The sequence below is a fragment of the Segatella copri genome, assembly GCF_026015295.1.
Taxonomy (GTDB): Bacteria; Bacteroidota; Bacteroidia; order Bacteroidales; family Bacteroidaceae; genus Prevotella; species Prevotella copri_C.
Genome location: NZ_JAPDUW010000001.1, coordinates 325,440 through 349,382 on the forward strand (window position 1 = coordinate 325,440; position 23,943 = coordinate 349,382).

Below are 23,943 nucleotides of genomic sequence, written 5' to 3' on the forward strand. Positions count from 1 at the left end.
TATATATAATAATGTATAGAATAAAAGGCTCTTATGTTGTCGGTATCCTAATGTTCCTGATTTTGGCAGGTTGCCAGAATCAGGTAGAACATACTGCGCCCGCCATCCGTCCGCAAGACTCGGTGGCGATGATGACGTCGTATGGTGTAAATACATTGGTAAGCGACTCGGGAGTTATGAAATATCGCATCGTAACAGAACGGTGGGAGGTGAATACCAGCAAGAATCCATCTTTGTGGATCTTTGATAAGGGACTTTTGCTGGAGCAGTTTGATGAGAAATTCCATATTAATAGTTATATCCAGTGTGATACAGCTTATTATTATGATCAGCAGAAGATATGGAAACTTTATGGTAGGGTGAGCATCCTGACCAAAGATGGTTTGCGCTTCAATAGTGAGCAACTTACCTGGGATCAGAATAAGCACGAATTGTCAAGTAACGTATTCAGTAAACTTGTTACTCCTGAAAGAACGCTACAGGGTTCTCATTTCTGGAGTGATGAAAAGATGACGCGCTATTATGTGAGCAATTCGAAGGGTAGCTTTGAAAAGGGAGACCTGACAGGAGGTGGTGGTGCTGCCGATACTTTGAGCAGCCAGCCTGATTCTGTCAAGAATAACTTCCGTCAGCCGGCTACACCAGTCAGAGCCACTACGATTCCTATCATGCACTAATTAAAAAGAAAAAGATATAATGAATGAACAGGTGGATATGAGTTTAGTCGTAGGCATTCTCATTACGATGGTCTTCTCAGCATTCTTCAGCGGAATGGAGATTGCCTTCGTCTCTTCCAACCGTATGTTGGCGGAGATGGATAAGGAGAAAAACGGCCTTACGCAACGACTGTTATCTTTGTTTTATAATCATCCGAATGGCTTTGTCAGTACCATGCTCGTGGGCAACAATATAGCCCTTGTAGTTTATGGTATCCTGATAGCCCGTCTTTTTGACAATACGATTTTCGCAGGTTTTGATGCAGCCTTTACTGTGCCTGCAGATACCATTCTGTCTACGCTGATAGTACTCTTTACAGGTGAGTTTCTGCCAAAGACGCTTTTCAAGTCTAATCCGAACCGCTTGCTTTCTATCTTCAGTCCGATAGCTTATCTGTGCTATGTGGTATTGTGGCCTATCAGCAAGTTCAGTACTTTCTTGAGTAAGTGCCTGCTGCGTCTGGTGGGTATGAAGATGGATGCAGAGGGGACAGATGAAGGCTTTTCTAAGGTAGATCTTGATTATCTTGTGCAGTCAAGTATCGATAATGCTACCAATGAAGATGAAATTAATGATGAGGTGAAGATATTCCAGAATGCCCTTGATTTCTCCGATACTAAAGTACGCGACTGTATGGTGCCCCGTACTGAGATTCAGGCTGTTGAAATGGATACTTCTCTCGAAGAACTGCAGCAGAAATTCATAGAGAGCGGTAATTCGAAAATCATTGTATATGAAGAGGATATAGACCATATTGCGGGATATATTCACAGTTCCGAACTGTTCCATCATCCTTCACGTTGGCAGGATCATATCCGTACACTTCCTTTTGTGCCTGAAACGATGCAGGCACAGAAACTGATGCAGACTTTTTTGCAGCAGAAAAAGTCCTTGGGTATCGTTGTAGATGAGTTTGGAGGTACTAGTGGTTTGGTGAGTCTGGAAGATATCGTTGAGGAAATCTTCGGAGATATTGAAGATGAGCACGATTCAGCCAAATATGTAGCTAAGAAAACCGATGATGGTGATTATCTCCTTTCTGCGCGACTGGAGATTGACAAGGTGAACGATATGTTTGGTCTTGAACTGCCGGAAAGTGATGAATATATGACTGTAGGCGGTTTGATATTGCATGAATATCAGAGTTTTCCTAAACTCAACGAGGTGATCAAGTTTGATAACTTTGAGTTCAAGATTATCAAGTCAACATCGCGTAAAATAGAGCTTGTTAAACTCCACATCATCAAATAGCTGAGCGGGAAAAGGGAATTTTTTGCTTTTTTTGAGGTAATAGTCAAAAAAGATAGCAAAAAATTCCCTTTTCTCGTATTATTTTTGTATTTTTGCAGACAATTGGCTACTAGCATCAAAAGTGGTTCAATCTAAACTTAGGAAAAAATAAAAATAATAATAATAATTAAAACGTAATGGCAGCATTAGGAACAATTAGAAAAAGAGGCGTGATACTGGTTTGTATCATCAGTTTCGGCCTTTTCGCCTTTATTGCCGAGGAAGCTTTCCGCTCTTGCGATTCAGCAAAGAATAATGAGCGCCAGCAGATTGGTGAAGTTTTGGGCGAAAAAATCAGCGTGCAGGATTTCCAGAAGCTCGTTGATGAGTATTCAGAAGTTATTAAAATGCAACAGGGTCAGGAAAATCTTCCTGAAGACCAGATGAATCAGGTGAAGGATATGGTATGGAATACATACATCCAGAACCAGATTATCGCTAAGGAAGCTAGCAAGTTGGGTCTCACTGTGACCGACGAAGAGCTTCAGGACATCTTGAAGACAGGTACTAACCCTATGCTTCAGCAGACTCCTTTCGTTAATCAGCAGACTGGCCGTTTCGACGCATCTTCTCTCCAGAAGTTCTTGGCAGACTACAAGGCACAGAAGGCTAACCCATCTGCTAACGCACAGATGATGGATCAGTATACCAAGATTTACAACTACTGGTCATTCATCGAGAAGACTCTCCGCCAGCAGACTTTGGCTCAGAAGTATCAGGCTCTTCTCGCCGGTTGCTTCCTGTCAAACCCTGTAGAGGCAAAGATGGCTTTCAAGGAGGAGAATGAAGAGAGCCAGATTCAGTTGGCTGCTTTCCCTTACTCTGACATCCAGGATGATAAGGTAAAGATTTCTGAAAGCGATCTGAAGGCTAAGTATGATGAGATCAAGGCACGCTTCAAACAGCCTGTTGAGAGCCGCGACATCAAGTTCGTTGATATCGAGGTTCAGGCTTCAAATGCAGACCGTGCTGCTCTTAACAAGGAATTTGCAGGTTATCACTCACAGTTGGCTGCTGCTGCAGATCCTACAGAGGTTGTACGTAAGTCAGCTTCTACTGTAGCATATCTTGGTATTCCTGTTTCAAAGGATGCTTTCCCACGTGATATCGCTGCTCAGCTTGATTCTATGGCTGTAGGTTCTACTTCTGCTGTTAAGGCTAATGCTGGTGACAATACATTGAACATCGTTAAGTTGGTAGCTAAGCAGGAATTGCCTGATTCAGTACAGTACCGTGTTATCCAGGTTGCTGCTAACTCAGTAGCTGAGGCTAAGACTAAGGCAGATTCTATTCAGGGCGCTATTGCCGGTGGTGCTGATTTCGAGGCTATCGCTAAGAAGTATGGTCAGACAGGTGACAAGGCATGGATGACTACCAAGCAGTATGAGTATGCCCAGTCTATGGATAAGGACAACAAGACATTCATCAATACATTGAATACTGCAGCAGTTAACTCTTTGAACCAGCTTCAGTTGGGTCAGGGATATGTAGTTCTTCAGGTTCTTGACCGCAAGGCAATGGTTAGCAAGTATACCGCTGCCGTCATTAAGAAGCCTATCGACTTCTCTCAGGGTACTTACCGTACAGCTTACAACAAGTTCTCTAGTTTCGTAAGTGCTAATCCTAAGTCAGAGGATCTCTTGAAGAATGCAGCTAAGGAAGGTTACAAGGTTCAGGACTTGAAGGATATTACAACTTCTGTTCATTATGTAGCAAACATCCATTCTACACGCGAGGCTTTGAAGTGGATCTTCGATAGCAAGGAGGGTGAGATTTCACCTCTCTATGAGTGTGGTGACAACAACCACCTGTTGGTTGTGGTTCTTGATAAGATTCATCATATCGGTTATCGTGATTTGAATGATGCAGTTGTCAAGGAGACTGTTAAGGCAGAGGTGCTCAAGGATAAGAAGGCTGAGATGATAGAGGCTAAGTTGAACGGTGTTAAGAACATCGCAGCTGCTAAGGCTAAGGGTGGTAAGGTTTCTTCTGTAAACCAGATTACTTTCGCTGCTCCTGTATTCATCGCAGCTACTGGCGCTAGCGAGCCAGCTCTCTCTGGTGCTGTTGCAGGTACTAAGAAGGGTGCTTTCTCTGCTCATGCTGTGAAGGGTAACGCTGGTGTTTATCTCTTCCAGGTTGTAAACAAGACTAACCGTCCTGTTAAGTTCGATGACAAGACATACGAGCAGAAGTGCCGCCAGAAGGCTATGCAGTATGCAGGTAACTTCATGAATGAGCTTTATCTGAACGCTCATGTAGTTGATAACCGCTACTTGTTCTTCTAATTCAGACTAGTAAATTCATTCCAATAAATAAAAAAGGTGTATTGCCAATGAGCAATACACCTTTTTTATTTATTGGGATATCTTTTATTTTATCTATCAGGATATCTTTTATCGTATTTACTAGGATATCCTTTTGGAGAAACACTTTATCCGCGGCTCCACCAATGCTTCTTCTTAGGGGCTTCCTGCTGCTCGCCGAACTTCTGCTTCAGTACTCTGCGATAGCTTGTATGGTTGGTGATAATCTGATAAATCTCACCCCAGTCTGGCAAACCGCCAATACCTCGGTCATCGATAAACCAGTCGGCTTTGAGCTTGCGTGAGAAGTGGTTATTGTTCTCCAGACTCTCTTCAGGATAATCCTTATTTACAGCCCAGAATTCAACTCCTCTTTCTCTACACCATTCTACTGCCTCGTCCAGGAGCTTTCCTTCGCGTACGCTCCATAGAATAAGCTTGTGGTGGTCTCTAATCAACATCTTTAATGTTTCTGTGGCGAAAGGTAGCTCTGTACCAATCTTCGGGTACTCGTGGGTTACGATTGTACCATCGAAATCTACTGCAATTGTTGCCATATAGTCTTAATGTTTTTATTAATCTAAAAGAGTCTTCCTATCTGGATAGAAAGACTCTTATTTTTGTTGAATGTATGTTTTTGATTACTTCTTGATACTGTTGTCGTTGGCATTGCCATAGTGGCTGTTGCTATAGTTACCATAGCTGCCATACTGGCCGTAAGTTCCATATTTGCCATATTTGCCATATGATCCATAAGAACCATAGTTGCCATATTTACCATATTTGCCGTACTTACCAACACCATAATAGAAGCTGTGCTTCTTCTTAGAGAGGTCGACGCCATTGAGTACTAAGCACATGTTAGGCAATTTGTTCTCGGCTTTCAAACCATTGATCATGCCGAAACTAGCCTTTGGAGTATAATCTGCGCGGCAGACGTATACACAGAGATTAGCCAGACGTCCAAGCTGCAAACTGTCGTTTACAAGACCTACAGGAGCCGTATCGAGGATAACATAGTCGTAATGTTCCTTCAACTGACTGATAATGTCGTCAAGGCTTGCTCTGGTTACTAACTCTCCTGGGTTAGGAGGAACAGGACCAGCCATAAGGAGGTCGAGTTTACTGTTGACACCCGAAGAGAGAATCTGTTTCTGAATGTCATCCCATGTATTATGGTCGTGTATAATCAGATTGGTGATACCATTATGGTGGTTGTCAATCTCGAAGAGCTCTGCCAGACGTGGCTTGCGGATATCCAGACCTACCATGATAACCTTCTTGCCAAGCAAGGCGAGCGAGATACCGATATTGGATGCCACGAATGTTTTACCTTCACCTGATGTAGAAGAGGTAAACATCATCACCTTCTCACCTTCTTTCAGCATAAACTGAATATTGGTACGCAGGCCACGGAAAATCTCCTCCATCAGATTGTTTACATTCTGGTGAACCACAATGTCAGCCTTTCCTTCCTTCTTGGCAGCATCGCTTGCCACAGGAATGTCGGCAATGACAGGTATCTGGGTAAGTTTCATCACGTCTTCATGTCCTTCAATCTTGTACTTGAAGAATTCTCTCAGGAAGAGGATGCCGGCAGGGATTGCAATACCCAGTACCAGTGCTATCAGCATAATGATAGGATTCTTAGGACTAACCTTTCCTTCCAATGATGGAGCATCGATAACCTTACCCTTGTCTGCCGTTGCTGCTAGCGAAATGGAGTTTTCCTCACGTTTCTGAAGAAGCATCAGGTAAAGACCAGATTTTACTTCCTGCTGGCGACCAATCTGTGTAAGAACTCGCTCTTGCTCTGGCGAGTTACCTATTTGGCTGGCATACATGGCAGCTTGTTTGGCTATGCTGTTACGCTGGATTTCCATACCTAGCTTAGCTTGTCTCATGGCACGTTTGATAGATGTTGTGAGTGCATCCAACTGTGCGGTCAGAGGAGTTATTGTAGGAGAAGTCTCGCTGGCGGCATGCAAGGCGTTGTTGCGATCTAGGGCTATTTTGTTGTACTGGTTGATGAGTTCTGTTGAACTTTCATCAGTCAAACCTACGTTGGATGGGATTGGCTGATATCTGTTGCCAGGTTCGTTCATGTATTTGCCAAGCTCATTCAGAAGTTCAACCTGTGTGTTAGCCTCCTGGAGTTTCTGGGCGTATGTGTCTGAGTTAGCGATGGCAGCTGTTGCGTTGAGCTTCATCTCTACAACATTGTTACGCTTCTTGTAGCTTTCGAGCTGGCCTTCTGTATTGCCCAGTTCGTTGTTGATCTTCTCCAGACGCTGGTTGATGAACTGTTCTGTGCGGAAAGAAATTTCATTCTTGTCCTCGTTGGCCTGGCGGTTATAAACATTTACCAGAGTTCTCAGATAGTCGATGCTGCGCTGAGGATCTTCATCTTTCATCACCAGTTCGGCTATGGTTGTAGTCTTTGAAGTCTGGCTGACAGTCAGTGCTTTTGTATAGCCCTTAGCCGCCATTTCTGGTGACACGATAATCACCTTCAGGCTCTCACCGTCTTTCAATGCGTATTTGCCGTTCTGAGTGAAGTAGAGGGTTCCTACACGTGTATTGATGCTTGCTGGCAGACCAGCTAAAGTCTTTTCAATCTTTACAGGATCCTTCTGATAGGAAAAGGCATCTACAGGTATGTAGTATGAACCTGTTACCTGATACTGGCTGCCAGTTTTCTCTATAAGAAGCTTGATAGGAGCATTCAGCTTCTTGAGATGAGCCAGGTCTAAGTCAACGCTGACTTCCTGCTCTTTATAGACTAACTGATCCCTGAAGGTTCCTTTATGGTAATAGTTCACGTAGCATTTCATGTCTACTACAGCCTGGTTAGCCAAGTCTTGAGCCGAAAGAATTTCAATCTCATTGTCTATACCGTTTGAGTTTGAAATAAAACCGAGGTTTGCAGCATTCTGAATCATGCTGTTACCCATTCCTCTGTTCTTTCTCTGGTCGTCATCCTTTATCAGTACCTTAGCGGTTGCCTGGTATTGCGGTCTTGCATGGCGTATGTAGAGATATCCCAATCCCAAACATACAATGAGTGATAAAACGAACCATTTCCAGTTGAGGATAAGAGTAGAATAAATCAGCTGGAAGTCAATAGATGACTTCTCTTCCTGCTCTTGATCACGTCCCAAATCAAAGTTCTTTGTTTCTTCCATTATTTTATATTCTATTGTGTTTACACCTTTTTATATTCGTATAAGATAAATGATAGAATCTGTGCTATCTGCTTGCCGCTAGTTCTTTCAGATACTGTCCATAACCGTTTTTGAGCATCGGTTGGGCAAGTTTCAGCAACTGTTCTTTGTCAATCCATCCTTGTTTGAATGCGATTTCTTCCAGACATGCCACTTTCAGCCCCTGTCTCTTTTCGATGACTTCTATAAAGGTACTGGCTTCCGAAAGGCTATCGTGGGTACCGGTGTCTAGCCAGGCGAAACCGCGCTGTAAGGTTCTTACTTTCAGAGTCTTTTCTGTCAGATAGTGCTGGTTTACTGTTGTTATTTCCAACTCACCTCTTGCGCTAGGCTTGATGTTCTTAGCCACCTGCACCACGCTGTTTGGATAGAAATAGAGTCCTACAACCGCATAGTTGCTCTTAGGCATTTCCGGTTTTTCTTCTATGCTCAGGCAGTTGCCGTTTTCATCAAACTCTGCCACACCATATCTTTCCGGATCGTTGACATAATAGCCAAATACGCTTGCCAGTCCTTCTTCTGCAGCTTTTACGCTTTCCTTGAGTAAACCCGTAAAACCGGCTCCATAGAAAATGTTGTCACCCAAAACCAGACAGACTGTATCATTACCGATAAACTTCTCACCAATGATGAAGGCTTGAGCCAGACCATCGGGTGATGGCTGTTCTGCATATTCGAAGTGTACACCCAATTCGCTGCCGTCGCCTAACAGACGTTTGAAACCAGGCAAGTCGAATGGGGTAGATATAATCAAAATCTCCTTGATTCCTGCCAACATTAGCACGGAAACAGGGTAGTATATCATTGGCTTATCAAAAATGGGTATCAATTGCTTACTGATACCTTTGGTAATAGGGTAAAGTCTTGTACCCGAACCTCCCGCTAATACGATTCCTTTCATATCTTCTCTATTTCTAATATAATAAAGTTGAATAGTCTTATCTTAAAAACGCGGCAAAGTTACTAAAAAAAGTTGAATGAGTGAAATCATAAGCCATAAAAATGCATTTTTTGATAAAAAAAGCACCTTTTTATATAAAAAACGTCGCTTTGATTTGGGTATTTACTGATTTTATTGTATTTTTGCAGAACAATTTAAATAGATATAGAAAATAAAATAATAAAGGAATGGGAATTTTTGCTAAACTATTCGGTCGTAAAGACGACGATAAAAAGGTAGGTGGAATGGAAGATTACATGACTTTGGTCCGTGTATACTTTCAGGCTGCACTTGCTTCTCAGTTAGGTATCACCAATTTGGCCATGTTGCCAGACTTGCGTGTCTTCAAGACAAGTCTGCATGTTCCGACGGTCAACAACCGTCTGGGTATTGGCGAAAAGGCACAGGTGAAGAAAATGATGAAGAATATCTATGATACGGATGATGCCTTCTTCAAGGAAATAGATTCCAGTATCCGTAAAAACTGCCACAAACTGCAGGATGTCAATGTATATCTCATCCAGTTCCAGAACTTTACGCAGGATCTGATGATGCTGATGGGCAACTTGATGAAGTTTAAGCTCCGTTTGCCTAGCTTCATGAAGAATTCGCTATACAAGCTGACTGCTAAAACTGTAGAAGATATCTTCACTAAGAATGATTTCTCTGATGCCAGTGTGCTGAAAACCGTGCTTCAGTTGCGCCAGTTCAACAAGCGCTTGGCATTCAGCCAGCAATGGGTAACCGACTTTACATTCCAGGTATTGATGCTTGCCAAAAAAGAGCCACGTCCATCAGATGAAGACGTAGAAAAGGCAAAGCAGAAGATGGGAAAGTAACAAATGTTGCGCCCAAAATGAAAAAAAATAGCAGAATATTTGTTTTATTCAAATAATTCTCTTAAATTTGTAGCCAAAAAATAATAGTCATGAGTGCAAATGAGAAAACAATCAATACGTTTGCCACAAGAGTAAGGCAGATGATTCTCAAGTTTGACGAGGTCAAGCAGGAGAATGCTGAACTCTATGCGATGGTGGATGAGCGCGATGCCAAAATCAAGGCATTGGAGGAAAAGTTGGCTCAAGCGCAGAGTGATTACGACAGCTTGAAGATGGCGAAGATGATGACGATTTCTGACAATGATATGGAAGCTACTCAGAAGCGCATCGCCAAGCTCATAAGAGATGTCAATAAGTGTATCACACTATTGGGTGAAAAGTAAAAATCGGAACGATGGCAGAACAAGAACAAGATAAATTACTCATACGATTACACGTCTATGATACAGATCTTTCGGTAAGAATACCTAGGGAAGACGAGGAGTATTATCGTAAATCAGCTAAGCTGATAGATGATATAGTAAACTCATATACCAAGATTTTCAAAGGCAGAAAGAGCGATAAGGAAATCCTGTATATGGCGCTCATTGATGTGGCATTGAGATATGAGAAGGAATCGGATCGGAATGATACGAAACCTTATGATGATATTCTTGAGAAGCTTACCTCCGAGATTGAAGACGCTTTGAAATAAGAATATTTAATAAACATATATATAATATAATGATAGTAACTATTATAGCAGCCTTGGTGGCGCTTGTTATCGGCGGTGCTGCTGGGTATTTCATTTTCCGTTATGTCATTAAGGGAAAATATAATGAAATGATAGAAGCTGCCAACAAAGAGGCAGAAGTAGTAAAAGAGAAGAAGCTTTTGGAAGTGAAGGAGAAATTCCTCAACAAGAAGGCGGAACTCGAAAAAGAAGTGCAGCAGCGTAATTCTCGCATCCAGCAGAATGAGAATAAGTTGAAGCAGCGCGAGATTTCTCTCAATCAACGTCAGGAAGACCTCGGTCGACGCAAGATGGAGATTGATCAGTATCAGCAGCGTGTTGACAACGAGAAGAAACTCTTGTCTGTCAAGCAGCAGGAACTTGATAAGATGCAGAAACAGGAGCAGGCTAAACTGGAAGAACTTTCTGGTCTGAGTGCTGAAGAGGCTAAGCAGAGATTGATTGAGAGTCTGAAAGATCAGGCTAAACTCGATGCTGCAAGCTATGTGAACGAAATTATGGATGATGCCAAACTCAATGCTAACCAGCAGGCTAAGAAGATTGTGATTCAGACAATCCAGCGTGTTGCTACTGAAACAGCCATTGAGAATTCTGTTAGCGTTTTCCATATTGATAATGATGAGGTGAAGGGACGTATTATCGGTCGTGAAGGCCGTAACATCCGTGCCTTGGAAGCAGCAACTGGTGTCGAAATCGTTGTGGATGATACTCCTGAGGCAATCGTTATCTCAGCCTTCGACCCTGTTCGTCGTGAGGTTTGCCGTCTGGCTCTCCATCAGTTGGTAGCTGACGGACGTATCCACCCAGCCCGTATTGAGGAGGTGGTAGCCAAGGTGAAGAAGCAGTTGGATAATGAAATTATCGAAACTGGTAAGCGTACAGCTATCGACCTCGGTATTCATGGTCTGCACCCAGAGTTGATTCGTATCATTGGTAAGATGAAGTACCGTTCTTCTTATGGTCAGAACCTCTTGCAGCATGCCCGTGAAACCGCTAACCTCTGTGCGGTTATGGCTTCTGAATTGGGATTGAATCCTAAGAAGGCTAAGCGTGCCGGTCTCTTGCACGATATTGGTAAGGTGCCTGATGAGGAGAGTGAATTGCCACACGCATTGTATGGTGCCAAGATTGCAGAGAAGTATAAGGAAAAACCTGATATCTGCAATGCCATCGGTGCTCACCATGATGAGATGGAGATGAATACATTATTGGCTCCTATCGTACAGGTTTGTGATGCTATCTCTGGTGCTCGTCCTGGTGCCCGTCGTGAGATTGTAGAGGCTTATATCAAGCGTTTGAACGATCTTGAAGCTATCGCCATGAGTTATCCTGGCGTAACCAAGACTTACGCTATCCAGGCAGGTCGTGAACTCCGTGTCATCGTGGGTGCGGATAAGATGAACGATGAAGAGAGCATCAAGCTTTCTGATGAAATTGCAACCAAGATTCAGAATGAGATGACTTATCCTGGTCAGGTTAAGATTACTGTGATTCGTGAGACTCGTAGTGTAGCTTACGCTAAGTAAGATAGAATTATATTTGAAGTTTAAATTGTCGTTTCTCTTCTGCAAAGTAGAGAGATGTATCTTGATAAAGCCGTACTCTGAAAAAGGGTGCGGCTTTTCTTTTCCCTTTTCAGAATATGATGAAAGCAGAACAGAAAGTATTAAAGCGATTCAATAAAGGATGTGTTGACTATCATCTTTTGGAGGATGGGGACCGTATTCTTATTGCCTTGAGTGGAGGCAAGGATTCATTGGAACTTGTCCGTTTGCTGGCTCAGCGTGCCCGTATCTATAAGCCGCATATCGAAGTGGAGGCGGCTCATATCATCATGGATAACATTCCTTACGAAACCGACCGCTCTTATCTGCAGGATTTCTGTGCAGAGAATGGCATCAAGCTCCATATCCTTCATAGTTCGTTCGATGAATCCACCGATCCCCGAAAGACCCGTTGCTTCCTCTGTGCCTGGAACCGTCGCAAGACGCTCTTCGAGTTTGCGGTAAGCCACGGGTTCAATAAGATAGCTCTGGGACATCACATGGATGATATCCTCGTTACCCTGCTGATGAACATCACCTTTGAGGGTTCTCATTCCACCATGCTGCCCAGTCTTCCTTTAAAACATTATCCCCTCACCATCATCCGCCCCCTTTGTCTGGTGCATGAGGCGGATATCCGGCAGGTAGCAGAAGAGTTGCATTTCACTAAGCAGAAGGCACTATGTCCTTACGAAGAGACTACCCGCCGTGCGGATATGCAAGCCGTCTTCCAGCATTTGGAACAGTTGAATCTAGAGGCGCGTTACAGTCTTTGGCGCTCTGTCTTTATGAAATAAAATATAGTAGAAAAAGCAATAAAAAACGAAAGTAGTTTCATGTGCTCATGAAACTACTTTCGTTGGACAATGAAATAGGCTTCATTTGCCATTGAAGCCTATTGTATTTGTTCCTGGGGTAGATCTAGTAAATGGCAGTTACTAATTTTGGGGAGCTGCCCAGAAACGTGAAGTATCTGTTGTCAGTACTGAATGGTCGGGAAGTTCAAAACCTTTGAATCCAGAAGGAACAAGCACGATATGGCGATTCTTGTTTCGATAAGCAGGATTATTATCTTCGCGACCATAGCCTGTTGTCTCCCAAGTATCAAACCAGTATAAGTTTTTTGCCCAATATGCCCTGTAATAAACAAAATCATTATCTGAATTCAAGAGAGGACGGTAAACGATTTCTCTGCCGTCAATATATCGCTCACGCATTTCTGCAAGAGAAAGTGGAGTGCCTTTTTCATCTTCTGCCCAAGCATTCATATCCGAGTCTAGCATAGCCCATTTCTGTAATTCTGGCAGCCACACCAGGTTAACAACATGGCAGTCGGAATCCTCGGAATCTGCGGGATGACAAGTTACAAAGCGGTTTACAATACCCTCAGACAGCAATAGTTCGTGTAAGAGGATGGAGTGTAATCGACAGTTGAATGCAGGCTCTATCGATCGAGTGTATTTCCAGAGATCTATAGCATTACTTCTCTTTGGATTAATCTTTTGATTGGCATGAGGAATGTTTTCCGCTACAAAACGTGCCAGTGAAATGGCCTTGTCCCATGTTGGCATTGTGGAAGATACAACTGTATCGAGTTTGAAATATTCACGGATTTTTTGTGATTGGACAGAATCTTTCTGATATGCAAAATTATAGGACGTAGTATCTGGTACATATTTGCCAGCGTCTTTTAATTTTTCTACCATTTCATTCTTCAGCGAATTGCAAAGATAAGCTTCCACTTGTTTATTGAAAACAAAGCGTGCCAACAGTAATGTTGCTACAGCTATGAGCAGGATTCCCAAGATGCTCCAGCCTACCAACTTGATTTTTTTCTTCATTTTTTTATTCTATTAGTTATTTCATTTTTTCTATCTGTTCCTGGGTTAGTCCGGAATACTTCTTGATTAGATTGATGTCAACACCATCGGCAAGCATGTTCTTGGCAATTTCCAAGGCTTTTTCATTCTTACCTTCTTGCTTCGCCGTATCAATAGAGTTTTTGATATCACGATACGCCATCTTACTTGCCTCCTACGTGCTCTGGATTCAGATACGACACGTCCTTCACAACCTGTCGGCCATTAAAAAAGCTGTTGAGGAAGCAAATCAGTAAATTCTTGTTCATTGCCGTTCCAAATATTCGCTTGAAACCGAAGTCGGTCAGCAAGCTGATGTATGTTTCTTCTACCTGTTTCATACGTCATTCTTTTTAAATCTTATGCAAAGATTTTGCCAGCGAGTGCAATGAAAGCTTGCTTTCAAATTGCTGAGTGCCACAAATCTTATGCAAAGATACGCTGAATATTTGTAACCTCCAAATTATAAGGCAGTTTTTTCTCATAATCGTCTTGTTTCACATATATATTAAGGTAATTTCGTAGCGTCGGATATGCCCTTTCCTCCGTTAGGCGTTCCGGCGGATTTACAATCCGCCGCTAATAAATGTCCTAACCTCTTTATGCTCTGGGGATATGTTATCCCCAGCAACCAGGATGTAGTCTGCAATGTGATGGGAATGGGGGATTTCAAACCGATGCAGCGGATGTGGTGCTGAAGATGGGCTCTTGAGGCGCAGGTGGAGAACTTCGTCTTCATCGGTTCTTTCTCTCTCCTTTCCTCTCATTCTTGCTTCTTATTTCATGTCATCCGAGTTGAGTATGGTGATGGTCTTGCCATCAATCCTGATGGCGCCCTTCTCCTCGAATTCGGACAGGCAGCGGAGGAGCGAGAACTTCTGGATACCGAAGATATCCGCCATTTCCTGGCGGCTGACATCCAGTCGGATGGTTCTGCTCTGCTGTTCGGTAGCCATCTTGATGAGGTATTGCGCCACCTTCTCCTTGACGGAGAAAAGGGAGAGCATGCGCATTTTCTGCGAAAGGAAGATATCTATCCTTGACAGGTGCTGGATGAAGTTCCAGCGTATGCGTTCGTCGGTATCTATCAGCAGTTTCAGTTCCGAAGGCCTCATGCGCAGGAGGGTAGTCTTCTTGCTTGTCTCCACGCTTACGGGCATCTCGTTATTATGTGCGAAGATATAGGCAGGGGCTATCAGCATCGATTCTCCCAGCCGCTCTATCTGCGCCTGCTTGCCCGACAATCCCGACATGCGGGCTATCATCTCCCCCTCGACGATGATGTCGGCATATCTGCAGGGCATTCCTGCCAGCACATAGGTTTCCCTGGCAGCAAGCTCCACCATCCGGTAGCTTACCGTCGATAGCGCCTCTCTGATTTCCTCAGGAGTAAATCCCTCAAATACCGTGCATTTCTGCAAGGTAACGAATATTGATTCTTTCATACATTTAAGTCTTATTTTCAATAACGCATTTTCCTCCGATTTATTGTTTGCTCCATTTAGAATCTTGAAGGCAGAATCTCCGCACGCCCTATAAGAGTGGAATCTTACTAGCTAAAGTTCTGGTAATAAGCAAGAAAAATACGAAAAAACTTTGGCGTCTTAAAATAAAGTCGTAACTTTGCAGCTGAAAATTAATAAATGGAGGAAGAATATGGCAAATTATATCAGATTTGACTGGGCGATGAAGCGCCTGCTTCGTAACAAGGCAAACTATGCCGTGCTGGAAGGCTTTATGTGTTCGCTGTTGAACGAGAAATTCAAGATCAACAGATTCCTGGATAGTGAGAGCAATCAGCAGACCGAGAATGATAAATTCAACAGAGTGGATATCCTGGCCGAAAATGAGAAGGGAGAATTCATCATCTTCGAGATACAGAACACCCGGGAACATACCTATTTCCACCGTATGCTCTATGGAGTTTCCAAGGTCATCACAGACAATATCAGTCTGGGCGATGATTACGACAAAGTGCGCAAGGTATATTCCATCAATATCGTGTATTTCACATTGGGACAGGCTAAGGATTATGTATATCATGGCAAGACGATGTTCCAGGGACTGCATCAGCCGAATGATATCCTGAAACTCTCCAACCGACAGAGTGAACTCTTCTTCGGTGATGAAATCCCTCAGGGACGCAAGACTAATCGCGAAGCCGGAGATATATTCCCGGAGTATTATCTGCTCTGCGTGAACAACTTTGATAAGCTGGCGGTGAACAATCTGGATGAATGGATCGAGTTTCTCAAGACCGGCGAGATCAGCGAGGCAGCCCAGGCCCCAGGTTTGGCAGATGCCCGCAAATGCCTGGATATAGATAAGTTGACCGTAGCGGAAAAGAATGATTATGTCCGCCACATGGAGAATCTGCGCTATCAGCGCAGCGTTATCAAAACGGGTTATGATGATGGCTGGCAGAAAGGTCTTGCCGATGGTCGAGAAGAAGGTCGTGCTGAAGGACGAGCTGAAGGACGAGCTGAAGGACGAGAAGAAGGACGAGAAGAAGGTCGTGCCGAAGGAGCCAAAGATGAGAAGAAGGCCACCGCCCGTCGTCTTCTTGCAATGGGCTTGTCTGCCGAGCAAGTGGCAGCAGCAACCCAGTTGTCATTAGATGAAATCAAGAAATTATAGCTGCTTTTTGCAATAGATAAAGGGAGATTTCGCCAAGAAATCTCCCTTTATTGTTATATGCTCGGCATGGACGTTGTCTAACGGCTGCAAATTCTCCCTTAACTCAGTAGCTGCTGTTCTTATCCTATATATTTTTTGATGTCCTCTTCTACCGTTCCGTTTCCGGCAATGCCAAAGGTATCTACCAGTACCTTCAGTACGGCTGGTGAACAGAAGGCTGGGAGCGTAGGGCCCAGATGGATGTTCTTTACGCCCAGATGCAGCAGGGCAAGAAGTACGATGACAGCCTTCTGCTCGTACCAGGCAATATTGAAGAAGATAGGAAGTTCATTGATGTCGCTGGCTCCAAAAATCTCCTTCAGCTTCAATGCCACAACCGCCCAGGAATAGGAGTCGTTGCACTGACCGGCATCCAGCACACGAGGAATGCCGTTGATGTCGCCCAGATTGAGCTTGTTGTACTTGAACTTGGCACAGCCGCTGGTGAGTATCACTACATCCTGAGGCAGCGCCTTGGCAAACTCCTCGTAGTAGTTGCGGCTCTTCATTCTGCCATCGCAGCCACTCATCACCACAAACTTGCGGATGGCTCCGCTCTTCACTGCCTCTACTATCTTGTCTGCCAGGGCAAAGACCTGGGCATGCGCAAAACCGCCGATGATCTCGCCTGTCTCTATCTCCCTAGGTGGCTGGCAGGTCTTGGCAAGCGCAATCACCTCGGAGAAGTCTTTGTGGCCGTCGGCACCCGCCTGGATATGCTTCCAGCCAGGGAAACCTGTAGAGTTGGTGGTGAAGACGCGGTTCCTGTAGCCTGCCGATGGCGATGGCGGTACGATGCAGTTGGTGGTGAAGACTACAGGACCGTTGAAGCTCTCGAATTCCTCCTTCTGTTTCCACCACGCATTGCCGTAGTTGCCCACCAGATGCTTGTACTTCTTGAGCTGCGGATAGTAGTGGGCAGGAAGCATCTCGCCATGGGTATAGATGTCGATGCCCGTGCCTTCGGTCTGGATGAGGAGATCTTCGATATCCTTCAGGTCGTGACCGGAGATGAGGATGCCCGGATTGCTGCCTGTGCCGATGTTCACCCGGGTGAGTTCCGGATTACCGTATGCCTGGGTGTTGGCCTTGTCGAGGAGTGCCATCACATCCACGCCGTACTTTCCTGTTTCGAGCACCATGCCCAGCAGCGTGTTCATATCAGCATCAGGGTTGCTGATGGTGGCGAGAGCACGGCAGATGAAGCTGATAATCTCGCTGTTCTCTTCTCCCAGATGGGCTGCATGCTCGTAGTATGCTGCCATACCCTTCAGACCGAGCATGGTGAGTTCCTTGAGCGAGCGGATATCTGGATTCTCGTGGCGGAGCACGGATTCACGGGCGCCCTCTGCCTCGTAGTCTGTCTTCTCGCCACCCCAGGTTACCTCCTGATAAGCAGGGAGGTGGATATTCATGCTTGCCGCCTTTTCCAGCAGCTGTTTCTTCAGGACGATACCCTTATCTACCTTTTGCAGGATATCCTGGTCGTTGAAATTGGCGTTGGTGATGGTGGTGAAGAGTGCATCCGTAAGGAAATGGGTTACCTCTGGTGCCGGCTCTTTGCCTATGTTATGCTGTATGGTTCCTATGCCACGAACCACGCTGAGCAGCAGATCCTGCCACTTGGAAGTTGTAGCCTCCTTACCGCAAACACCCTTGATGGTACAGCCTGTACCCTTAGCTGTTTCCTGACACTGGAAACAGAACATCTTGTTTTCTGCCATATTGCTATAAATTAAAGAGTTATTTTAATGTTTTCTTCCAGGCGGCAATCTGCCATTCCTGGTTTCCGGCTGCAAAATTACGGCTTTAAAAATAATCCTACGGTAACAATTGTGACCGTAGGATATTAAAAAAACATAAAAAGAGTGTGGGGGAACGGATTTTTTCTATCTGTTCCTGGGTTCGTCCGGAATACTTCTTGATTAGATTGATGTCAACACCATCATATATTTATCCTTAAGGGAAAATAAAATTAGCCTTAAGGGAAAATAAATTTTGCCTTAAGACTAAATATATTCTGTCTTCTGATGGGTTATGCATACGAGTGCATGCCCGTGAGGAAATAGTTCACACCGAAGTAGGTCATGGCAATGCTCATGAATGCCAGGGTGATGTAAATGTGATATACCAGCGGCTTGCGGAAGACCGGCAGACTCTGCGTATGCACTACTACGGCATAAATCATAAAGGTGATGAGCGCCCATGTTTCCTTGCTGTCCCAACTCCAGTAATTACCCCAGCTCACGTTAGCCCAGATGGCTCCGATGAAGATGCCGAACCCCATCGTGGTGAGGGCAGGGTAGAGGAAGAGACGGCTTAAATCCCGCAGTTCGTCGCCATGAGAGCGCATGCAGATGCCCATGATGCCGCAGATGAAAGTCAAGGACAATAGGGCATAGCTCATCATGATGATGCTGACATGGATGCTGAGTAACGGACTGTTCAATACCGGCATCATCTGTCCGATAGCAGGATCCATCTGGTTGATATGGCTTACCAGAAGGAAGAATCCTGAAATCAGGAAGCCGAATACCATCACGATGCGGATGCGCAACTGCATCAGAATACTGATAAGCATCACGAACCAGGCTACAGTTAGCATACTTTCATATCCGTTAGACATAGGTATGTTGCCGCTGATAATCCATCTCAATGCCAATCCGAAGGTTAAGGCAAGGAAGGATACGCCAAGCAGGATAGGCAAAGCGATGTTCAATACCTTGATTTCTTTCTTCTTCGTCATGCGATAGATGGTGTAGAAGAGGGCAATGAAGCCCAGTGTGAGGTTTGCCATGAAGAGAATGGTTGCAAAAGGAAAGGCATTATTGATGCGTTCTGCCTTATACTGTGTAGCTGTTGGCAGCGAATTACCGCTACTAACCTCCTGATATTTCTTCATCTTGACGAAGAACTCGTTTACACGACTCGTATTGCCTGCCTTTACATCGCCATTCAGCAGGGAGAATACATCCCTGATATAGAGTGCATGCTGCTGCTCTACGGCTTGCGGCAACTTATCCACCGGTGAAAACCAGGTGGTGGTACCCGCCTTGATGAATGAATGATCCTTGGTAGCCTTCACATTCTTGGTGAAGGTGTAAGGAAGAACTTTCAATGAGATACCTTCTCGCAACTCCATGATGATTTGTATCTTGCCATCGATATCGGCGGCTTGCTGATGGAACTTGTCCTGCTGACCATTGTAGTATTCCTGAACATACTGTCCGATGGTATAGCCACCCATCTCACGATTGAAGAAAGTATTGAGCGAAGCATAGTCAGGCAGATTCATCGCTGTTTTCATTTCTCCGCTCTTGATCTTGATGAAAGGCTCGTTTGCCCAAGTATTTCCATAGAATACCCAACCAGAGAGTACCTGTTCTGCAGTCAATCCCTGATAGCTCCTGGCTCCATATATCTTCTTGCAGAAATCGAGGGCAAAGGTCTGTACCGGACAGATGCGGTCGTTGTAGAGAATATGAAGCTCGCCAAACTTCTCTGCAGTTTCCTTTGGCAATACTGCATTTTGGAGATTGCTTGTTGCAGATTCTGCATGCAGTGTCTGTATATTGCCCATGCTGAGGATGAGTGCTGTTATCAACGCTCCCTTCTTGAGCAAAGGACTCTTCAGTAGTCTGCGATAACCGCCCTTAGGGTCGAAGAGCATCCATACGAGGGAGATGAAGAGCAGCGCATAGCCAGTATAGGTGACTGGTATGCCGTATGGATCGGCATTGATAGCGAGCACGCTTCCCTTGCCGTCTTCATCGTAAGATGACTGATAAAGACGGTAAGACCGGTGGGAATAGATGTTGTTCATCGAAACTTCGCCTTCGCTCTTATCATCTCCGTCTATTACGGTGAATTTTGAAGAATAGTCAGCCACGGCGTTGGTTCCATCGTGCATCTTCGCTTCAAACTTCTTCAGGCAGAGCGAGAAAGGGAGTTTCTCTTCCTTCATGCCCTGCTCTTCATCCTGAGCCATATAAGTATCTGTAGGCTGACCGATGCGCAGATGAATCATGCCTCTTTTTGCTGATACATGCGTGAGTAGGGCACCCAAGAGGATGATGATGAAGGAGAGATGGAGTGCCAGCGTAGAAGCGCACTTCACTTTTCTTTTGATGATATAGAACGCACCGAGGGCAGCAAGTACTGCCCAGATTAGAATGAACCACCATGCTCCATAGTAGTGGGCATGAGCATAATCCGTGCCCTGGCTTTTTTCCACGATGGTGGCGGCAGCCATGCATACGAGCACAAGGATGTAAAGAATGAATATAATCTTTTTAACCATACTTAGTTGGAATCTTGATAGAATTTCCGCTGCAAAATTACGATTTTATTCGGAAACATGCAAGAGTTAATCCGTATATTTGTAGATTCAGATAAAAAAAGCTGCCAAATGCTTTTGATAGCCTGGCAGCTTTTCTTATTTTTGTTTCTTCTTGTAATATCTTATGATTAGATAGAACGCAGGAACTTAACCACTGCATCACGATCGCTCTTCGATGCCTTGTAGAAGTTGATGGCTGAAGAGTAAGCATGACTCTTCTTGCTGTAGCAGTGCCACATGATGGCTTCCACCTCGTTGCGGGCACGGCAGTCGTGCAAGCGATCCTCTGCACCAGTGTTGAGCAATGACAAGCCTCGACCCCAAAGTGGAGTGGTTCGGCACCAAGAACCATGGATGTCGTTCTTCATATAGAGCTTGTGCTGAATCAAGTCTGAATATGGATAGATAGTCTGGTTCTGATAGCGTGGCAATGGTTTGTCAGCGATATACTTAGAGGTGATGTAGTTGTCGTCGCCTGTCTTCCAAGATGGCTTGTGGCAGTTAGCACAACCCCATTCCATGAAGAGCTTCTTACCCTGTTGAACCTGTGGGTCGTTCAAGTTACGAGCACGAGGGATGGCGAGACCACGATGCCATACCATGAAAGCATAGTAGTCATCCATGCTCTGCTCTGCTGTGAATGGGTGGATGTTGTTGTCGAACTGATTGGTATAAGGATCCAACAGAACTCTTACTGCATTCTTGATACCTTCGTCCGTACCATCTGCGTAGTAAGGAGAACTTGGATCTTTCTTGATGGCAGCAATAACTTCAGTGTCCTCGGACATCTTTTGAGCCCAAGCTTCTGTGGTGTAGAGCAAAGGACGGTCTGGGCGAGTTACGTTGGTGATATTCCAAATAGCATTGGCACCAGGACCGTCTTGCAAAGAACCACGGGTCAAAGCGTATGTATAACGCTTCACTATCTTCTTGTTGAGGTCTGTTGTGTTAGGGTCGAATGGAGTACCATCTGCATGAACACCACCTGTTACATTCTGTGTGCGACTGTCTTTTGTACCATCTTTGCTCTTTTTGGCTGCGTCACGACCGAATGTGGTATAGAATGCACCTGATGCGAAATCATTTGCCTCTGCATCCCACATGCTAGGGTTGATATAGTCTGATACGGTAAGACCAGCCTTCTTGAAGTAAGCAGCCTCTGCGGCATACTGGGCCTTGATGGCCTCGTTAGGGATGGCATCAATCAAGCCTGTACCGCCGATACCGATGGTTGACTCCAAGCGGCAAGCTACAGCACCGTTTCCTGTCTCGTATGGGGTAGGAGAGGTGCGGAATGCGCCCTTAGGAATAGAAATCTCAGGATAGATAAGGTCGAACTTCTCACCATCAGGGAACTGCATGGCTGGAATCTCGTCTGTTTCCATCTTGCTGATGTGTGGCCATTGAAGGTTAATCATGCTCTCGTCGATAGGAGCTTTGAATGGAGAAGCGGCTTGTGTCTGAGGCATACCTGTTACTTCGGCTACATAGCCGCCGTCATTGCTGTTGGCCCCATCTACAGGGTGATAGACTACGAGCAAATAACCATTACCATTGCTATAGCGAGTCTCGTATTGAGTCATGCGCTTGCCGTGACCATACTCTGGGTGGCAATCGATGCAAGATGTGCGGACGGAGGCAGGACCGAGTCCTTTGAAAGCACCTGTGTTGAGTGTATATTGGCGCTCAAACAACTGCTCGCCTTGGAAAAAGGCGTCTTTTAAATTTGTATGATCGTCAACATAAGGAGTCTGGTCGCTATAACAGCTCGCTGTTGTATTCTCGGTGGTTCCCAATTTACCACCTGGATACCATTCGTCGGCAGTGAAATTGCCAACATTTTGTCCTACGTAGTTGGCATCTGTCTCCACGATTTCAATGTCCTTGTCATCGGAGCAACTTACGGATGTGAGTGCCATGGTCAATGCCATAGACATCCATGCATAATTCTTTTTCATAATGTATTTTTGTAATGTACTTTGTAAACGTGACAATACGTAGCCCTCCTTTTTCTTTGCTGGAATCAGGAGAGGCTACGTTTTGTATTATATTCTTATTTTCCTAAGATATGGAATGGCTTATTTTGAAGCACGAATCTTACGGAACCAAGCACCTGCCTTGTTCAACTCCTCATCGAGATTGTTGATCTTGTCGATGCAAGTCTTCACACGTGTGTAGGCTGCCTCGCTATTGATAGTGCCATTCTTGTATGCTTTTTCGATAGCTGCGATATCGGCAACGAATGAACTGCTGTTCTTGGCAGTCTCCAATGCTGCGATAGCCTCGTTGAGAGCTGTGTTGATGTCGTTGTAGCCACTGTAGTTGTACTTCTTCATGATGTTCATCATAGAGTTGGTTACAGGAGTTGTGGCTGTAACGTCACGAGTGCCATAGAGAGAATTCTTGATAGAATAGATGTTGTCCTGGTAGTCGATGTAAGAGCGCTTGCTGTAAGGAGACTCGATGTAGTCTCTTGACTCCTTCTCGCCATCTTCTGTAGTGCCACCCTGACCAGATGCTACACGGAAAGCCTGACCCAATTTCTGAGTGTAAACCTCTTGGCAGATGTTAGAGCAACCAGCTACGCATGCATTCTCCAAAGTCTCCTGCCATGTCTGGAACCAACCATCCTGGGTAGCACCCTTGAGCAACCAAGCACCATAACCGATACCAGCAGAGCAGAGTCCATTCTTACCACCAGTGTGAGTTTTTTCTTCCTCGTTGTTATCTGCTACGTTCAATACCCACTTGCAGTTGCTGTTAATCCAAGAGTAATCAGTGTTGTCTTGTGTCCAACCATAGTGGAGCAAAGTTGTCATGTTGTAGATGTCGCCAGAAACAGCGTCAGCGAATGCAAGTTCGTCGATACCGGCAACTGTTGTCATGCCAGCCTCTGTGTCGTTAGCAGCGAAGTCGGCTGCTGTACGAGCGGCACCATTGCGGAAGAGTACGAACTCAAGTCCGTGGAAACCCAATACAGAGTCGAATTTGCCATTGTTTGTGAAAACATATTGAGAACCTTGACCCTTGATGCCTGACATAACGTTAGCATCAGTCAAAGCCTGTACCAACTGGTCGTGGTCCAAAGGCCATGAGTCGATGTGTGGGTCGATTTCGTGGTCGGTAGCAGCACCATAGAGAAATGCCTCGCTGCGCTCCCACTGAAGACGTGCGTTCTTGAATGCTTCGCAAGCAGCCTCAACATCTGCGTTAGTCAAGTTGCCAGCCTTTGCATTGGTGTAAAGCTTGGCGCAAGCCTCATGCAAGGTCTTGCAGTTGTCACGCAAGGCTTGGTATGTTGGATAAACTACATCGTTCACATAAGTGTTAGCTACAGCAGAAAGTTCTGCTGAAGGGACGATGTCGTTACCTGTTGATGGACCATCATTGTCATCACTACATGAAGCGAAACCCAATGAAAGTGTCATGGTTGCTACGAGCATCATGACGTTTTTGAATGTCTTTTTCATTTTGTT

The 23,943-nt window shown here is 44.8% G+C and carries 19 protein-coding genes and 1 pseudogene; 9 read left to right on the top strand and 11 right to left on the bottom strand.

All coding sequences use genetic code 11. The features are described 5' to 3' along the window. Nucleotides 1–11: 11 nt before the first annotated feature. The 3 genes from lptC to ONT18_RS01270 all read left to right on the top strand — a co-directional run bounded on the left by lptC (nt 12) and on the right by ONT18_RS01270 (nt 4,295). Nucleotides 12–677: an LPS export ABC transporter periplasmic protein LptC gene (gene lptC / locus ONT18_RS01260; protein ID WP_022120994.1), complete on the top strand. Its 666-nt coding sequence runs from the start codon at nt 12–14 to the stop codon at nt 675–677. Between the two features lie 19 nt (nt 678–696). Next, nucleotides 697–1,968 (top strand): hemolysin family protein, encoded by a 1,272-nt coding sequence (locus ONT18_RS01265; RefSeq protein WP_117727113.1) that lies wholly within the window; start codon nt 697–699, stop codon nt 1,966–1,968. 176 nt (nt 1,969–2,144) lie between these two features. Beyond that, on the top strand, nt 2,145–4,295 hold the full coding sequence (locus tag ONT18_RS01270) for a peptidylprolyl isomerase (protein WP_264903676.1): 2,151 nt from the start codon (nt 2,145–2,147) through the stop codon (nt 4,293–4,295). Nucleotides 4,296–4,441: 146 nt separating this feature from the next. On the opposite strand, the gene ONT18_RS01275 is transcribed toward ONT18_RS01270, so the two are convergent. From ONT18_RS01275 to rfbA, 3 genes are all read right to left on the bottom strand, one after another. Continuing rightward, nucleotides 4,442–4,870 (bottom strand): BT0820 family HAD-type phosphatase, encoded by a 429-nt coding sequence (locus ONT18_RS01275; protein WP_006846429.1) that lies wholly within the window; start codon nt 4,868–4,870, stop codon nt 4,442–4,444. Between the two features lie 84 nt (nt 4,871–4,954). Next, nucleotides 4,955–7,498, bottom strand: a complete 2,544-nt coding sequence (locus tag ONT18_RS01280) for a GumC family protein (RefSeq protein ID WP_118079005.1) — start codon at nt 7,496–7,498, stop codon at nt 4,955–4,957. Nucleotides 7,499–7,562: 64 nt separating this feature from the next. After that, the gene (rfbA, locus tag ONT18_RS01285) at nt 7,563–8,438 is read right to left on the bottom strand and encodes a glucose-1-phosphate thymidylyltransferase RfbA (RefSeq protein WP_022120989.1); all 876 of its coding nucleotides are present in this window, start codon (nt 8,436–8,438) and stop codon (nt 7,563–7,565) included. Nucleotides 8,439–8,665: 227 nt separating this feature from the next. Here rfbA and ONT18_RS01290 point away from each other — a divergent pair, with 227 nt between their 5' ends. The 5 genes from ONT18_RS01290 to ONT18_RS01310 all read left to right on the top strand — a co-directional run bounded on the left by ONT18_RS01290 (nt 8,666) and on the right by ONT18_RS01310 (nt 12,390). Further along, the gene (locus ONT18_RS01290; RefSeq protein WP_006846432.1) at nt 8,666–9,316 is read left to right on the top strand and encodes a hypothetical protein; all 651 of its coding nucleotides are present in this window, start codon (nt 8,666–8,668) and stop codon (nt 9,314–9,316) included. 89 nt (nt 9,317–9,405) lie between these two features. After that, nucleotides 9,406–9,699 carry a hypothetical protein gene (locus ONT18_RS01295; RefSeq protein WP_022120986.1) on the top strand — a complete coding sequence of 98 codons (294 nt, stop codon included), beginning with the start codon at nt 9,406–9,408 and terminating at the stop codon, nt 9,697–9,699. A gap of 11 nt (nt 9,700–9,710) precedes the next feature. Beyond that, nucleotides 9,711–10,010 carry a cell division protein ZapA gene (locus tag ONT18_RS01300; RefSeq protein WP_022120985.1) on the top strand — a complete coding sequence of 100 codons (300 nt, stop codon included), beginning with the start codon at nt 9,711–9,713 and terminating at the stop codon, nt 10,008–10,010. Nucleotides 10,011–10,039: 29 nt separating this feature from the next. After that, the gene (gene rny, locus ONT18_RS01305) at nt 10,040–11,575 is read left to right on the top strand and encodes a ribonuclease Y (protein WP_117586134.1); all 1,536 of its coding nucleotides are present in this window, start codon (nt 10,040–10,042) and stop codon (nt 11,573–11,575) included. A 116-nt stretch (nt 11,576–11,691) separates the two neighbouring features. After that, nucleotides 11,692–12,390: a tRNA 2-thiocytidine biosynthesis TtcA family protein gene (locus tag ONT18_RS01310; RefSeq protein ID WP_264903681.1), complete on the top strand. Its 699-nt coding sequence runs from the start codon at nt 11,692–11,694 to the stop codon at nt 12,388–12,390. A gap of 141 nt (nt 12,391–12,531) precedes the next feature. On the opposite strand, the gene ONT18_RS01315 is transcribed toward ONT18_RS01310, so the two are convergent. From ONT18_RS01315 to ONT18_RS01330, 4 genes and pseudogenes are all read right to left on the bottom strand, one after another. Further along, on the bottom strand, nt 12,532–13,434 hold the full coding sequence (locus ONT18_RS01315) for a transglutaminase-like domain-containing protein (protein WP_264903682.1): 903 nt from the start codon (nt 13,432–13,434) through the stop codon (nt 12,532–12,534). Nucleotides 13,435–13,450: 16 nt separating this feature from the next. Beyond that, entirely contained in the window at nt 13,451–13,615 is a 165-nt protein-coding gene (locus tag ONT18_RS01320; RefSeq protein ID WP_153073933.1) for a hypothetical protein, read from the bottom strand. A 10-nt stretch (nt 13,616–13,625) separates the two neighbouring features. After that, nucleotides 13,626–13,793: pseudogene (locus tag ONT18_RS01325) on the bottom strand (PD-(D/E)XK nuclease family transposase); the annotation flags it as partial. A gap of 435 nt (nt 13,794–14,228) precedes the next feature. Further along, entirely contained in the window at nt 14,229–14,897 is a 669-nt protein-coding gene (locus tag ONT18_RS01330) for a Crp/Fnr family transcriptional regulator (RefSeq protein WP_264903684.1), read from the bottom strand. A gap of 211 nt (nt 14,898–15,108) precedes the next feature. Here ONT18_RS01330 and ONT18_RS17380 point away from each other — a divergent pair, with 211 nt between their 5' ends. After that, entirely contained in the window at nt 15,109–16,089 is a 981-nt protein-coding gene (locus ONT18_RS17380; RefSeq protein ID WP_264903686.1) for an Rpn family recombination-promoting nuclease/putative transposase, read from the top strand. 119 nt (nt 16,090–16,208) lie between these two features. On the opposite strand, the gene hcp is transcribed toward ONT18_RS17380, so the two are convergent. The 4 genes from hcp to ONT18_RS01355 all read right to left on the bottom strand — a co-directional run bounded on the left by hcp (nt 16,209) and on the right by ONT18_RS01355 (nt 23,937). Beyond that, on the bottom strand, nt 16,209–17,852 hold the full coding sequence (gene hcp, locus ONT18_RS01340; RefSeq protein WP_264903688.1) for a hydroxylamine reductase: 1,644 nt from the start codon (nt 17,850–17,852) through the stop codon (nt 16,209–16,211). Between the two features lie 311 nt (nt 17,853–18,163). Next, nucleotides 18,164–20,428, bottom strand: coding sequence for a cytochrome c biogenesis protein CcsA (ccsA, locus tag ONT18_RS01345; RefSeq protein ID WP_264903690.1), 2,265 nt, complete (start codon nt 20,426–20,428; stop codon nt 18,164–18,166). Nucleotides 20,429–20,595: 167 nt separating this feature from the next. After that, a complete protein-coding gene (locus ONT18_RS01350) occupies nt 20,596–22,425 on the bottom strand; it encodes a di-heme oxidoredictase family protein (RefSeq protein ID WP_264903693.1) in 1,830 nt (609 codons plus the stop codon). A 120-nt stretch (nt 22,426–22,545) separates the two neighbouring features. Beyond that, on the bottom strand, nt 22,546–23,937 hold the full coding sequence (locus ONT18_RS01355; protein ID WP_264903694.1) for an imelysin family protein: 1,392 nt from the start codon (nt 23,935–23,937) through the stop codon (nt 22,546–22,548). Between the last annotated feature and the right edge of the window lie 6 nt (nt 23,938–23,943).

What these genes read in the sequence shown, in the direction of transcription:
- lptC (WP_022120994.1), top strand. Translation starts at nt 12, where the DNA reads ATGTATAGAATAAAAGGCTCTTATGTTGTCGGTATCCTAATGTTCCTG.
- ONT18_RS01265 (WP_117727113.1), top strand. Translation starts at nt 697, where the DNA reads ATGAATGAACAGGTGGATATGAGTTTAGTCGTAGGCATTCTCATTACG.
- ONT18_RS01270 (WP_264903676.1), top strand. Translation starts at nt 2,145, where the DNA reads ATGGCAGCATTAGGAACAATTAGAAAAAGAGGCGTGATACTGGTTTGT.
- ONT18_RS01275 (WP_006846429.1), bottom strand. Translation starts at nt 4,870, where the DNA reads ATGGCAACAATTGCAGTAGATTTCGATGGTACAATCGTAACCCACGAG.
- ONT18_RS01280 (WP_118079005.1), bottom strand. Translation starts at nt 7,498, where the DNA reads ATGGAAGAAACAAAGAACTTTGATTTGGGACGTGATCAAGAGCAGGAA.
- rfbA (WP_022120989.1), bottom strand. Translation starts at nt 8,438, where the DNA reads ATGAAAGGAATCGTATTAGCGGGAGGTTCGGGTACAAGACTTTACCCT.
- ONT18_RS01290 (WP_006846432.1), top strand. Translation starts at nt 8,666, where the DNA reads ATGGGAATTTTTGCTAAACTATTCGGTCGTAAAGACGACGATAAAAAG.
- ONT18_RS01295 (WP_022120986.1), top strand. Translation starts at nt 9,406, where the DNA reads ATGAGTGCAAATGAGAAAACAATCAATACGTTTGCCACAAGAGTAAGG.
- ONT18_RS01300 (WP_022120985.1), top strand. Translation starts at nt 9,711, where the DNA reads ATGGCAGAACAAGAACAAGATAAATTACTCATACGATTACACGTCTAT.
- rny (WP_117586134.1), top strand. Translation starts at nt 10,040, where the DNA reads ATGATAGTAACTATTATAGCAGCCTTGGTGGCGCTTGTTATCGGCGGT.
- ONT18_RS01310 (WP_264903681.1), top strand. Translation starts at nt 11,692, where the DNA reads ATGATGAAAGCAGAACAGAAAGTATTAAAGCGATTCAATAAAGGATGT.
- ONT18_RS01315 (WP_264903682.1), bottom strand. Translation starts at nt 13,434, where the DNA reads ATGAAGAAAAAAATCAAGTTGGTAGGCTGGAGCATCTTGGGAATCCTG.
- ONT18_RS01320 (WP_153073933.1), bottom strand. Translation starts at nt 13,615, where the DNA reads ATGGCGTATCGTGATATCAAAAACTCTATTGATACGGCGAAGCAAGAA.
- ONT18_RS01330 (WP_264903684.1), bottom strand. Translation starts at nt 14,897, where the DNA reads ATGAAAGAATCAATATTCGTTACCTTGCAGAAATGCACGGTATTTGAG.
- ONT18_RS17380 (WP_264903686.1), top strand. Translation starts at nt 15,109, where the DNA reads ATGGCAAATTATATCAGATTTGACTGGGCGATGAAGCGCCTGCTTCGT.
- hcp (WP_264903688.1), bottom strand. Translation starts at nt 17,852, where the DNA reads ATGGCAGAAAACAAGATGTTCTGTTTCCAGTGTCAGGAAACAGCTAAG.
- ccsA (WP_264903690.1), bottom strand. Translation starts at nt 20,428, where the DNA reads ATGGTTAAAAAGATTATATTCATTCTTTACATCCTTGTGCTCGTATGC.
- ONT18_RS01350 (WP_264903693.1), bottom strand. Translation starts at nt 22,425, where the DNA reads ATGAAAAAGAATTATGCATGGATGTCTATGGCATTGACCATGGCACTC.
- ONT18_RS01355 (WP_264903694.1), bottom strand. Translation starts at nt 23,937, where the DNA reads ATGAAAAAGACATTCAAAAACGTCATGATGCTCGTAGCAACCATGACA.